The sequence below is a fragment of the Rubrivivax gelatinosus genome (assembly GCF_004340905.1).
Lineage (GTDB): Bacteria > Pseudomonadota > Gammaproteobacteria > Burkholderiales > Burkholderiaceae_C > Rubrivivax > Rubrivivax gelatinosus.
On sequence record NZ_SLXD01000014.1, the window covers coordinates 127,846 to 140,846 of the forward strand.

10 protein-coding genes are annotated in these 13,001 nt (G+C 73.8%); 3 read left to right on the forward strand and 7 right to left on the reverse strand.

What is annotated here, in order from left to right; all coding sequences use genetic code 11:
* Positions 1-16: 16 nt before the first annotated feature.
* The 7 genes from EV684_RS20095 to EV684_RS20125 all read right to left on the reverse strand — a co-directional run bounded on the left by EV684_RS20095 (position 17) and on the right by EV684_RS20125 (position 9,117).
* Positions 17-3,085, reverse strand: a complete 3,069-nt coding sequence (locus EV684_RS20095; RefSeq protein ID WP_132649130.1) for a PAS domain-containing hybrid sensor histidine kinase/response regulator — start codon at positions 3,083-3,085, stop codon at positions 17-19.
* A 104-nt stretch (positions 3,086-3,189) separates the two neighbouring features.
* On the reverse strand, positions 3,190-3,954 hold the full coding sequence (locus EV684_RS20100) for a LytR/AlgR family response regulator transcription factor (protein WP_132649131.1): 765 nt from the start codon (positions 3,952-3,954) through the stop codon (positions 3,190-3,192).
* A gap of 11 nt (positions 3,955-3,965) precedes the next feature.
* Complete coding sequence (locus tag EV684_RS20105; RefSeq protein WP_132649132.1) at positions 3,966-5,246, reverse strand: sensor histidine kinase; 1,281 nt, start codon at positions 5,244-5,246, stop codon at positions 3,966-3,968.
* Between the two features lie 76 nt (positions 5,247-5,322).
* Complete coding sequence (locus tag EV684_RS20110; protein WP_132649133.1) at positions 5,323-6,246, reverse strand: DMT family transporter; 924 nt, start codon at positions 6,244-6,246, stop codon at positions 5,323-5,325.
* A 58-nt stretch (positions 6,247-6,304) separates the two neighbouring features.
* Positions 6,305-7,162: a 3',5'-nucleoside bisphosphate phosphatase gene (locus EV684_RS20115; RefSeq protein WP_132649134.1), complete on the reverse strand. Its 858-nt coding sequence runs from the start codon at positions 7,160-7,162 to the stop codon at positions 6,305-6,307.
* Between the two features lie 31 nt (positions 7,163-7,193).
* Complete coding sequence (locus EV684_RS20120) at positions 7,194-7,868, reverse strand: ABC transporter ATP-binding protein (protein ID WP_132649135.1); 675 nt, start codon at positions 7,866-7,868, stop codon at positions 7,194-7,196.
* The gene (locus EV684_RS20125) at positions 7,861-9,117 is read right to left on the reverse strand and encodes a lipoprotein-releasing ABC transporter permease subunit (protein ID WP_132649136.1); all 1,257 of its coding nucleotides are present in this window, start codon (positions 9,115-9,117) and stop codon (positions 7,861-7,863) included. The genes EV684_RS20120 and EV684_RS20125 overlap by 8 nt, the downstream gene beginning before the upstream one ends.
* A gap of 52 nt (positions 9,118-9,169) precedes the next feature.
* Between EV684_RS20125 and EV684_RS20130 the strand changes: the two genes are divergently transcribed.
* The 3 genes from EV684_RS20130 to EV684_RS20140 are packed head-to-tail and all read left to right on the forward strand — an operon-like array spanning position 9,170 to position 12,940.
* Positions 9,170-10,105, forward strand: coding sequence for a hypothetical protein (locus tag EV684_RS20130; protein WP_132649137.1), 936 nt, complete (start codon positions 9,170-9,172; stop codon positions 10,103-10,105).
* Complete coding sequence (gene recJ, locus EV684_RS20135; RefSeq protein ID WP_132649138.1) at positions 10,102-11,811, forward strand: single-stranded-DNA-specific exonuclease RecJ; 1,710 nt, start codon at positions 10,102-10,104, stop codon at positions 11,809-11,811. The genes EV684_RS20130 and recJ overlap by 4 nt, the downstream gene beginning before the upstream one ends.
* Before the next feature lie 49 nt (positions 11,812-11,860).
* A complete protein-coding gene (locus EV684_RS20140; RefSeq protein ID WP_132649139.1) occupies positions 11,861-12,940 on the forward strand; it encodes a PQQ-dependent sugar dehydrogenase in 1,080 nt (359 codons plus the stop codon).
* Positions 12,941-13,001: the final 61 nt, after the last annotated feature.

Here is a 13,001-nt window from a genome sequence, read left to right on the forward strand (position 1 = left end):
CGGCCGCTCCCGGCGTTCAGGCCGGGGGCGGCCCGAACATCGCGCTCAGCGCCTCCATGAAGGCGCGGAAGTCCAGCGGCTTGGTCCAGTAGTCGACCATGCCCGCGGCCAGCGCGCGCTCGATCTCCTCGGGCATCGCGTTGGCCGACAGCGCCACCACCGGCGTCGCCACCGTCGCCGGCTGCGCGCGCAGCCGGCGCAGCACCTCGTGGCCGTCGATGTCGGGCAGCTGCATGTCCAGCAGGATCAGCGCCGGGCGCAGCTCGGCCGCGAAGCGTACCCCGCTGACGCCGTCCTCGGCGACGACCAGACGCAGGTCCGGCCGGCGCGCCACCAGCTCCGAGATGATCAGCGCGTTCACCGGGTTGTCCTCGACGTAGAGCACGACGGCCGACGGCACCCCCGGCGTCACCGCCGGCAGCTGGCGCGGCGGGCGCGGTTCGGCCGGGGCCGGCGCGGGCGACGCCGCGCCGTCGGGCAGCGACAGCTCTACCACCGTGCCCACGCCGGGCGTGCTGCGCACCGCCACGGAGCCGCCCATGCGTTCGACCAGCGACTTCACGATCACCAGCCCGATGCCGGTGCCCGGGATGCCCTCGCGCTCGAGCCCCAGGCGATTGAAGGGCTCGAAAAGGTGGCACAGCTGCTGCCTGCTCATGCCGCGCCCGGTGTCGGCCACGCTCAGCAGCACCTTGCCGTCGCGGCGCCGCGCCTGCAGCTCGACGCTGCCGCCGTCGCGGTTGTACTTGATGGCGTTGGTCAGCAGGTTCTGCAGCACCTGGCGCAGCCGCACCGTGTCGGCGAGCGCGACGCCCTCGATCGGCCCGGCGACCACGGCCACGCCGCGCCCGGCGCGCAGCGGCTCGACCAGTTCCAGCGTCTGCTCCACGAGCGCGCGCAGCGCCACGCGTTCGGCGGCCACGCGCATCTCGCCGCCCTCCAGGCTGGCGAGGTCGAGCACGTCGTCCACCAGCGCCAGCAGCTGCTGGCCCGCGCCGCGCACCGCCTGCAGGTGTCGCCGGCGTGTCGTCTCCGCCGCATCGGGGCCGCAGTCGGCGAGCAGCAGCTCGGTGAAGCCCAGCACCGCGTTCAGCGGCGTGCGCAGCTCGTGGCTCATGCGCGATAGGAAACGCGACTTGGCCTGGCTTTCGCGCAGCGCGATCGCACGCTCCTGGCGTGCGGCGTCGGCGGCGCGGCGGTCGGTGATGTCCCACTCGACGCCGATGCGCCGCCGGGGCTGGCCGTCGGGGCCGGGCAGCACCGTGGAGCGCTCGGCGATCCAGCGCACCGTGCCGTCGGGCCAGACGACGCGGAACTCGAGGTCGGGCTCCGAGTCCGGGTGCAGCGGCTCGAGCAGGTGCAGCTGCATCGTGTCGCGGTCGGCAGGGTGCACGTACCCCAGGCGCTCGTCGATGGTGGGCGGCGTGGCGCGTGGCGGCAGGCCCCGCAGGCGCCACATCTGCTCGTCCCAGATCGCGCTGCCGTCGCGCACGTCGAGCTCCCAGGTGCCGACGCCGGCGCCGCGGGCGGCGAGCATCGCGCGTTCGCTGGCCTGGTGCAGCGCGGTCTCGGCGCGGCGGCGGTCGGTGAGGTCGAGCACGATGCCGAACATCGTGTCGCCGGCCGGGCCGTCGAAGCCGGCGCGCACGCTCAGCTCGCGCACCTCGCCGTCGGTGCGCACGATGCGCACCAGCACGTCGCTCTGGCGTTGTCCGCTGCGGCGCCACTGCTCGAAGCGGCGGTCGATGCGTTCGCGGTCGCCGGGGTGCACGAAACGCTGCAGCCACTCGGCCCAGCTCGGCGCCGGATCCTGCGGCCCCAGACCGTGGATGGCCCGCAGCTGCTCGTTCCAGGTGACCTGTGGCGGCTCGACGCTCCAGTAGCCGATGCCGGCGGCGCGCGTGGCGAGCTCGAAGCGCCTGCCCAGTTCGGCGACGCGGCGCGACTCGTCGACGCGTTCGGTGACGTCCATCGCCACGCCGATGAAGGCCACCGGCCGGCCCTGGCCGTCACGCTCGACGGCTCGGCGCACGAGCATGCTGCGCCAGACCTCGCCGTCGGGACGGCGGTAGCGCAGCTCGGTGTCCACCGGTTCGTCGCTGGCCAGCACGGCCTGGCGCTGCGCGTCCAGGCGCGGCAGGTCCTGCGGGTGCACGAGCTCGCGCAGCTGGGCGGCGGGCAGGCCGCGGGGCTCCAGCGGCAGGCCCAGCACCTGGGCGGCGCGCGGGTTGTAGTGCACGCGGTCGTCGCACAGGTCGTGGCGCCACAGCGCGATGCCGGTCATGTCGGCGGCCATCGCGATCTGCGACATCGTCGAGTCGTGCGAATGGGCCAGCGACCAGGCCAGCGTGTCGTCGACGAGAAAGCCGACGGCGCGCGAGGCGCGACCCTGCTCGTCGGGCAGCACGACGCACTCGCACAGCAGCGAGCGCAGCTGGCCCGCCGGGGTGCGCGCGTGGTAGCGGTAGCGGTGGTGCCCGGGGCGCTGCAGCGTCTGGCGGATCGAGCCGACGAAGCCCTCGTGGTCGGCGGCGACGATGGCGCGTTCGGCCTCCTCCATCGGCGGCGCCTCGCCTTCGCCGTCCAGGCCGCGCATCGCGAACACGCGCCGGTCCCAGAAGCCGCGGCCGGTCTTCAGGTCGCGCTCCCAGCGGCCCAGGCGCCCGACCGACACGGCCACGTCCTGCAGCGCGCGCAGCTCGTCGCGCTCGGCTTCGACGGCGCGTTCGGCGTCGCGCCAGACCAGCGACAGCAGCCGGCTGCCGTCGGCCAGGCGGGCCGGCGTGACGGCGATCCAGCGTGCGCCGTCCGGCACGTCACGGCGCAGCTCGAAGCTCTGGCGCTCGTCCCAGCCCTGTGCCAGGCGGGACGCGGCGTCGGCGTCCAGGCCGAGCACTTCGGCGGCCGGCGTGCCGGGGGCGGCGCCCTCGCTGCCCAGCAGCGTGCGGGCCGCGGCGTTCAGCCGTCGCAGGCGGCCGTCGGCGTCCAGCGCCAGCGTCGCGGCGGGAAGGGCTTCGAACCAGTCGACGGGGGCAAGATCCGCTGCCGTGGGCGCGGACGGGGGCGTCGATTCACGGCGCGGCATTCGGACAGCTGGCGAGTTCTGATCGGTCGGGCCGTCAGTATGACGCCGTCACATCGGTTTGGAGTGCCGCGGCGGCGACGCTGCGGCGCCCGCGCGACTGCCGTTCACATCGGCTTGAAGCGCCAGGCGTAGGCCTGGCTGACCGCCAGACGTTCGGCGTGATCACGCAGATGCAGCGTGATGCGGCCCAGCTCGTCGCGGTGCGCACGTGCGATGGCGCTGGCGCGCACGATGCAGCCGCGGTGGACCTGCCAGAAGAGCTCGCCGTCCAGCCCTTCGGCGATCTCCTTGAGCGGTTTGCGCACGTGCGCTTCGTCGTTCGACGTGACGACGCGCGTGTACTTTTCGTCGCTCTGGAAGAACAGCACCTCGTCGATGCCGAACATCTTGATCGTGTCGCCGACGCTGGCGCTGATCCAGCGCAGCCGCGTTGCCGGGTCGCGCTGCGCGAACTGCGTGCCCAGGCGCTGCAGCAGGTGGTCCAGTTCGGGCGCCTGGGCGCGTGCGGCCAGGCGCTCGCGCAGCCGTGCCACCGTCTGTGCCAGGCGTTCGGCGACGATCGGCTTGAGCAGGTAGTCCACGGCGCCGGCGTCGAAGGCCTCGATCGCATGGCTGTCGTAGGCGGTGGTGAACACCGTGTGGCAGCGCCCGCTGGCTGCGCGTGCCACGTCCAGCCCGCTCAGGCCCGGCATGCGGATGTCCAGGAAGGCGATGTCGGGGTTCAGCTTCTCGATCGCCTCGACCGCGGCCGGGCCGTGTTCGCATTCGGCGAGGATCTGCAGCTCGGGCCAGGCGGCGGCGAGCATGCGGCGCAGCTCGGCGCGCGGCAGGTCCTCGTCGTCGGCGAGCAAGGCGGTGGGTGTGGTCATGGGCAGGTCCTTCAGGCGTCTTCCAGCGGAACCTTGATCGTCGCCGAGACGCCGCCGCCGGGGCGCGCCTTGAGCGAGAGCGCGGCGCGCTCGCCGTACAGCTGAGCGAGGCGCTCGCGGATGTTGGCCAGCCCCAGCCCGGTGCCGGCCGCCGAGGCGCCGAAGCCCGCGCCGTCATCCTCGACCACCAGCGCCAGCCGGCCGTCGTCGCTGCGCTCGGCGCGCACGTCCACGCGAACCGGGCCGATCTTGGGTTCGACGCCGTGTTTGATCGCGTTCTCGGCCAGCGAGATCAGCATCAGCGGCGGGAAACGCCGGCGCAGCAGCGCCTCGTCGGCCTGCACCGACCAGCTCAGCCGCGGCATGCGCGCGGCCATCAGGCCGAGATAGGCGCGCACGATGTCGAACTGGCCGCCGACGGTGGCCTGCGCCGAGCCGTCGCTGCGCAGGCGCGGGATGGCCGCGCGCAGGTACTCGACCAGGCGCTCGATCATCTCGGTGGCACGCGCCGGGTCGGTGGCGATCGCGCTGCGCACGCCGGCCAGCGTGTTGAACAGGAAATGCGGTTCGACCTGCGCCGCCAGCACCGACAGCCGCAGCTCGGCCTCGCGCCGCTGCGCCTGGGCCTCGGCCAGCGCACGCTCGCGCGCCAGCGCGGCCAGGCCCTCGCGCTCGCGGCGCCAGCCGCGCAGCCCCAGGCCGCCGGCGAGCAGGAAGACGATGCTGCCGCGCAGCACGTAGTCCAGCGTCGTCCGGACCGGGTCCTGCTGCTCCTCCTGCTCCTGCTGCTCGGCCACCGGGTCGTCCGGCGCGCGGATCGTCATGCCGATCATCATCACGATGCGCCGGCGCTTGCCGTGTTCGTCGACGTCGCCGGTGCGCTCGGCGATGTACTGCTTCAGCGGCTCGGCGGCGTGGGCCTGGAACAGCAGCAGCACGGCGACGACCGAAGCGATCGCCGCGACCAGGCCCCACCACTCGCGGCGCTCGTCCCAGCCGCGGCGGCGCACCCACAGCCCCAGCAGCGGACCGGCCGTGGCGGCGGTGAGCATCACCAGCACCAGTTCGGTCAGCCCCAGCCAGGGACGGTTGGCCGGGTTGTCGGTCGAGAAGACGCCGATGAACATCGGCGACAGCGACAGCAGCAGCACCACGCCGACGTGCAGCCAGCGCTGGCGCACCCAGTTCGGGCTGAACACCGGCCAGCGGCGGTAGCGCGTGAACCAGCCGTGGTGCAGGCCGGTCAGTTCGGCGGGCAGCGGCTGGTCCAGCGTCGGCACGGTCGTCGTCATGGTCCGGGAGCGTAGCGCCAGCGACCGCCCTCCACGGCGCACGCGACGAACGCCGTGCCCGCCGCGACGAAGCCCGTCAATCGGCGATCGTGTCGGCACCCACCGCCGAGGACGGCTTCGGGGCCGTGCCCTTCAGGTTGAGCCAGGCGCTCCCGGCGCCGCAGGCGGCGATGACGGCCATGCCGACCCAGGCCCAGCCGTCTGGCAGGTGGCGAAACAGCAGCCAGCCGAACAAGGCCGCCGCGCCGATCTGCGTGTAGACGAAAGGCATCAGCGTCGAGGTCGGCGCCATGCCCATCGCCAGGATCAGCATCAGGTGGCCGCCGGTGCCCAGCAGCCCGATCAGCGCCATCCAGCCCCACTGCGCCGGCGTGGCCGCGTTCAGCGCGCCGACGGCGTCCACCGGGCCGGCGAGCAGGACGGGCAGCAGGATCACGGTGCCGGTGAACCCGGTCCAGAAATGCGTGGTGTAGGGGTTCTCCAGCGCCGCCATGCGGCTCGTCAGCACCTGGAACGAGGCATAGGTCAGCGCGCCGCCGAGCGGGAACAGCACGGCCCAGCCGAAGACGCCGCTGCCGGGGCGGATGACGATCAGGGCGCCGGCAAAGGCGCCGACCACCAGCAGCCATCGCAGCCGCGAGACGCGCTCGCCGAGGAACCAGCCGGCCATCAGCGTCACCAGCACCGGCGTCAGCATGTTGATCGCCGTGAACTCGGGCACCGGCATGTGCTGCACGCCGAAGAAGCTGAAGCCGCTGGTGGCCAGCAGCAGCGCGCCGCGCAGCGCCTGGAAACGCGGGTGCGCGCTGCGGAAACCGTGTTTCGGGTCGACGGCCAGCCAGGCCGTCATCGCCAGCGCCTGGAAGGCGTAGCGCACGCTCAGGATCACCAGCACCGGCAGTGCCGCGCCCAGCCAGCGCACGCTGTTGTCCAGGGCCGCGAAGCACGCGGCCATCGCCAGCACCAGCGCGATGCCCAGCCCGGGGCGGCGCCGGGTCATTGGGCAGCCTTCGGCCTGCCGGCCGGTCCCGCCAGGCGGGAACGAGCCCCGGGAGGTCTCATGCGCGCTGGATGCGCCCGGCCAGCGCCGGCCAGACCGGCGTCAGCCGTCCGGGCAGGTCGGGCAGGGCGCCGAGGTCGACGCGGCTTTCGTCGGGCGAGTGGAAGTCGCTGCCGCGTGAGGCGAGCAGGCCGAACTCGAGCGCGGTGTCGGCGTATTGCAGCTGTTCGGCCACGGTGTGGCTGCCGGTGACGACCTCGACGGCGCGCCCGCCGTGGGCGACGAACTCGCTGAACAGCGCGTACTCGGCCGTCGGCGAGAAGCGGTAGCGTGCCGGGTGGGCGATGACGGCCACGCCGCCGGCGCCGGTGATCCAGCGCACCGCGTCGCCCAGCCCGGCCCAGTGGTGCGGCACGTGGCCGGGTTTGCCGGCGGCGAGGTAGTGGCGGAAGACCTCGTGCGTCTCGGCGAAGTAACCGGCCTCGACCAGCCAGCGTGCGAAGTGGGTGCGCGAGATCAGGTCGGGGTTGCCGACGTAGCGCAGCGCGCCCTCGAAGGCGCCGGGGATGCCGGCTGCCGCCAGCGCCTGGCCCATGCGTTCGGCGCGCTCGCGGCGCCCCGAACGGATCGCCTGCAGCCCGGCGACCAGCGCCTCGTCGGCCGGGTCGACGCCCAGGCCGACGACGTGCACCGACTCGCCGGCAAAGGTCACCGAGATCTCGCAGCCGGCGAGGAAGTCCAGGCCCAGGTCCAGCGCCGCCTCGCGGGCGCGGGCGACGCCGCCCAGTTCGTCGTGGTCGGTCAGCGCCCAGAGCTCGACGCCTCGTGCGTGGGCGCGTTCGGCCAGGGCTTCGGGGCTCAGCGTGCCGTCGGAGACGTCGGAATGCGAGTGGAGGTCGGCGTTGATCAGGTGCACCGCCCGGGATTCTAGGAAGCCGGGCGCGTGTTCACCGTGCCAGGGTCATCGTGCGAGCGCAGCGCGCCGCCAGCGACTCGTCGTGGGTGACGACGACGAAGGCCGTGCCCTGCTCGCGTGACAGGCCCATCATCAGGTCGAAGACGGCGCCGGCGGTGCCGCGGTCGAGGTTGCCGGTGGGCTCGTCGGCGAGCACGCAGGCCGGGCGCGTGACCAGCGCGCGTGCGATCGCGACCCGCTGGCGCTCGCCGCCGGACAGCTGCGCCGGGTGGTGTGCCACGCGTGCGGCCAGACCGACGGCGGCCAGCATCTGCTGCGCCGCGTCGCGTGCGGCCTCGGGGCTCTCGCGGCGGATGCGCAGCGGCATCGCCACGTTGTCCAGCGCGCTGAACTCGGGCAGCAGGTGGTGGAACTGGTAGACGAAACCCAGGTGCTGGTTGCGCCAGCGGCCCTGTTCGGCGGCGTCCATGGCGGCGAAGTCGCGGCCCATCAGCGTCACGCGGCCGGACGTCGGCCGCTCCAGGCCGCCCAGCAGGTGCAGCAGCGTGCTCTTGCCCGAGCCCGAGGCGCCGACGATGGCCAGCGTGTCGCCGCGGCTGACCTGCAGGCTGACGCCGCGCAGCACCGTGACGTCGAGATCAGCTTCGTGGAAACGCTTGTGCAGCTCGACGGCCTCGAGCACGCGGTCGGGATCGTGTTCACTCATAACGCAGCGCCTCGGCCGGGTTCACGCGGCTGGCGCGCCAGCTCGGGTACAGCGTGGCGACGAAGGCCAGCAGCAGCGAGACGACGGCGATCGGCACGATGTCGGCCATCATCGGCTCGCTGGGCATGCGGCTGATGACGTAGATGCTGCCGGGCAGGAAGGCCACGCCCAGCAGCCGCTCCAGCGCCGGCACGATGACGTCGATGTTGAAGGCCACCAGCAGGCCCAGCGCAATGCCGCCGAAGGTGCCGATGATCCCGGCCGTCGCGCCCTGGACGATGAAGATGCCCATGATCGAGCGCGGGCTGGCGCCCAGCGTGCGCAGGATGGCGATGTCGGCGCGTTTGTCGGTCACCGTCATCACCAGCGTCGACACGAGGTTGAAGGCGGCGACGGCGACGATCAGCGTCAGGATGATGGCCATCATGCGTTTCTCGACCTGCACCGCGTCGAACCAGTTGCGGTTGGTCTGCGTCCAGTCGCGCACGACGACCGCCGGGCCCAGCGCGCGGGCGAGTTCGTCGCCGACACGGCGCGCCTGGTGCACGTCGGCCAGCTTCAGCTGCACGCCGGTCGGCCCGCCGGTCTGGAACAGGCGCGCGGCGTCGTCCAGCGCGATCAGCACCAGGGCGCTGTCGTACTCGTAGTGCCCGGCCTCGAAGGTGCCGCTGACGGTGAACTGCTTGAGCCGCGGCACCACGCCGGCCGGCGTGAACTGGCCGCCCGGCGCGGCGATCGTGATCGTGTCGCCGACGCGCACGCCCAGCAGCCGCGCGAGTTCGGCGCCGATGACGGCGTTCCACTGGCCGGGCTGCAGCGCCGCCAGTTCGCGGTCGCGCAGGCGCTGGGCCAGCTCGGTGATGCCGGCTTCGGCCGCCGGATCGATGCCGCGCACGACCGCGCCGCGCAGCACGTCGCCGCGGCCGACCAGGGTCTGCGCCGCGACGAAGGGTGCCGCGCCGACGACCTGCGGGTTCTGGCGCGCCGCCGCCGCCGTGGCCTGCCAGTCGGGCAGGGCGGCGCCGCCGGCGTCGTGGATCTCGACGGCCGAGATCACGCTCAGCATGCGGTCGCGCACTTCCTTCTGGAAACCGTTCATCACGCTGAGCACGATGATCAGCGCGGCCACGCCGAGCGTGATGCCGAGCACCGAGATCGCGGAGATGAACGAGATGAAGCCGTTGCGTCGGCCGGCCCGTCCGGCGCGCGTGTAGCGCCAGCCGACGTGCCACTCGTAAGGCAGGTTCATGGGGCGGCGATGCTAACCCGGCGGCACCGTCCCCCTCGGGCGGCGCCGGATAATGCGCGCCGTGCACCTGATCGTTCCCTTCGCGGCGCCGCTGTCGGACGCCGGACGCGCCGCGCTGCGCAGCCTGGAGCTGCCGCGCCTGCGTGAACTGCTCGCCCGCCTGCCGGCGCGCGTGCACGACGACGGCGTCGAGACCAGCTTCAGCCCGCCGCACGAACGTGCGCTGGCGCTCGCGCTCGGCTTCGCCGGCGGCGACGGCCAGCTGCCCTGGGCCGCCTGGCATGCCGCGCAGGACGGCGCCACCGACCTCGGCGACCTCGCCTGGGGCGAGCTGACGCCGGCGCACTGGCACCTGGGCACCGAGCAGATCAGCTTCCTGGACCCGGCCGGGCTGATGCTCGACGAGACCGCGTCGCGGGCCTTCTTCGAGGCCGTGGCGCCGCTGTTCACCAGCGAAGGCTGCCTGCTGCGCTGGGGCGCGCCGCTGCGCTGGTACCTCGCGCACGAGAGCCTGGCCGAGCTGCGCACCGCGTCGCCCGACCGTGTCATCGGCCGCCACGTCGACCCCTGGCTGACCGAACAACCCGAGGTGCGCCTGGTGCGCCGGCTGCAGAACGAGGTGCAGATGCTGCTGTACACGCACCCGCTGAACGAGGAGCGCGAGGCGCGCGGCCTGCCCGCCGTCAACTCCTTCTGGCTCAGCGGCTGCGGCTCGGCGCAGCCGGTGCGCGGGCGGGTGCCGAGCGTCGATGCGCGCCTGTGCTCGCCGGCGCTCAACGAGGACTGGGCCGGCTGGTGCCGCGCCTGGCAGACGCTGGACGCCGGCCCGGTCGCCGAGCTGCTGGCGGCGCGCGCGCGCGGCCAGGCCGTCAAGCTGACGCTGTGCGGCGAACGTTCGTCGGTGGCCTGCGAAGCCGGCGGCGCCTGGCAGTCGCTGCGCGCCCGGCTGGCGCGCCCGGCGCCGCACGAGCTTCTGGAGACCCTGTGATCCTGCAATCCCGCGACGTGCCGCCGCGTGCGGCCTTCGCGCTCGAACAGGGCGGCGTGCACCCGCTGCTGGCGCGGCTGCTGGCCGCCCGCGGCGTGCGCGCCGCCGACGAGCTCGACACCCATCCTTCGCGGCTGCTGCGCCCCGACGCGCTGCGCGGCGCCGGCGAGGCCGGCCGGCTGCTGGCCGACACCCTCGCCGGCGGCGGCCGCATCTGCGTCGTCGCCGACTACGACTGCGACGGCGCCACCGCCTGCGCCGTCGCGCTGCGCGGCCTGGCGATGCTGGGCGCGCGCCGCGAACACCTGCACTACGTCGTGCCCGACCGCGCGGTGCACGGCTACGGGCTGACGCCGGCGATCGTCGAACTCGCGCGCGAGAAGCGCCCGGACCTGCTGGTCACCGTCGACAACGGCATCGCCAGCCTCGAAGGTGTCGCGCATGCCCGTTCGCTGGGCCTGGCGGTGCTGGTCACCGACCACCACCTGCCGGCGATGGACGCCTCGGGCATCGTGCTGCCGGCGGCCGACGTCATCGTCAACCCGAACCAGCCCGGCTGCGGCTTCGACAGCAAGGCGCTGGCCGGCGTCGGCGTCGTCTTCTACGTGCTGCTGGCCGCGCGCGCCGAGCTGCGTGCGCGCGGGCGCTTCGACGCCGCTTCGCAGCCGCGGCTGGAGTCGCTGCTGGACCTGGTGGCGCTGGGCACGGTCGCCGACGTCGTGCGCCTGGACGCCAACAACCGCCGCCTCGTCGGCCTGGGCCTGGCGCGGGTGCGCGCCGGGCGCATGCAGCCGGGCGTGGCGGCGCTGTTCGCCGTCGCGCGCCGGGCGCCGGAACGCGCGGCGGCCTTCGACTTCGGCTTCGCGCTCGGGCCGCGCATCAACGCCGCCGGGCGTCTGGCCGACATGACGCTGGGCATCGAGTGCCTGCTGACCGACGACCCCATGCGCGCCGCCGAGCTGGCGGCGCAGCTCGACGCCATCAACCGCGAGCGCCGCGAGGTCGAAGCCGGCATGCGCGAGGCCGCCGAAGCCACCGTCGAGCGCTACGGCAGCGCCGACACGCCGCCGGCCGTCGCGCTCTTCGACCCCGGCTTCCACGAAGGCGTGGTCGGCATCGTCGCCGGCCGGCTCAAGGACCGGCTGCACCGCCCGACCTTCGCCTTCGCCTGCGGCGCCGACGGCGCGCTGAAGGGCTCGGGGCGCTCGATCCCGGGTTTCCACCTGCGCGACGCGCTGGACCTCGTCGCCAAGCGCCACCCGGGGCTGCTGCTGCGTTTCGGGGGCCACGCGATGGCCGCCGGCTGCACGCTGGCCGCCGGCGGTTTCGAGACCTTCGAGCTGGCGTTGCGCACCGTCGCCGGCGAATGGCTGGACGCGGCGACGCTGGAGCGCCGGCTGGCCGTCGACGGCCCGCTGGAGCCGCAGTGGTTCGACACGAAGACGGTGGCGCTGCTCGAGGCCCAGGTCTGGGGCCAGGGTTTCGAGGCGCCGGTGTTCTGCGACGAGGTGCAGGTGGTGCAGCAGCGCCTGGTCGGCGAGAAGCACACCAAACTCCGCCTGCGCCACGGCAGCACGCTGCGCGACGCGATCTGGTTCGGCCACGCCGAGCCGCTGCCCGATCGGCTGCGCCTGGCCTACCGCCTGTCGCTGGACGAGTGGAACGGCCAGCAGCGCGTGCAGATGGTGGTCGAGGCAGCGGCCTGAGAGGCCCCTCCGGCCCAGGGTTGCCGCCTCCCGCGGCAGCATCCGGCGGATGAAGAAGCTCGCCCTGTGCGCCGTTCTCGCCGCCTTCGTCCTGCCCGTGTCCGCCGCCGAGGCGCTGCGCCCGGTGGTCGTCGCGCGCGGGCTGGACAACCCTTGGGCGCTGGCCTTCCTGCCCGACGGCCGGGCGCTGGTCACCGAGAAGGTCGGCCGGCTGCGTGTGTTGCGCAGCGACGGCACGCTGTCGGCTGCGCTGGCCGGGCTGCCGGCGGTCGACGTGCGCGGACAGTGCGGGCTGCTCGACGTCGCCGTCGACCCGGAGTTCGAGCGCAACGGGCTGGTGTTCTGGACCTATGCCGCACCCGCGGACGGCGGTAACGCCACCGCGCTGGCACGCGGCAAGCTCGCTGGCGAACGCCTCACCGAGGTGCGCACGATCTTCGTCCAGCAGCCGGCGGTGGACAGCCGCGCCCACTGCGGCTCGCGCATCGTCTTCCTGCGCGACGGCACGCTCGTCGTCGGCCTGGGCGACCGCTTCTCGCGCCGCGACGACGCCCAGCAGCCGGGCAACCACCTCGGCAAGTTCGTGCGGCTGGACCGCGAGGGTCGGGCGCCGGCCGACAACCCGCGCCGCGCCGGCTGGGCGCCCGAGCTCTGGAGCCTGGGCCACCGCAACGTGCAGGGCGCGGCGCTGCACCCGGCGACCGGCGAGCTCTGGGCCAGCGAACACGGGCCCCAGGGCGGCGACGAGGTCAACGTCGTCGAGGGCGGGCGCAACTACGGCTGGCCGCTGCTGACCTACGGCCGCAACTACGGTCTCGGCACGCGCATCGGCGAGGAAGGCCCGAAGCCCGGTTTCGAGCCGCCGCTGAAGGTCTGGGTGCCGTCGATCGCGCCCAGCGGCATGGCCTTCGTGACCTCCGATCGTTACCCCGGCTGGCGCGGCAGCCTGGTGCTGGGCGCGCTGCGCGGCGAAGCCCTGGTGCGGCTGACGCTGGACGGGCGGCGCGTCGTCGACGAGCAGCGCCTGCCGATGGGCCAGCGCATCCGTGACCTGCGCCAGGGCCCCGACGGCTGGCTCTACCTGCTGACCGACGGCCAGGACGGCGAACTCTGGCGCCTGGAACGCTGACGCTGCAGGGGATTGCGCCCCGTGGTGCGCCGCGAACAATGACTTCCTTCTTCGGAAGGAG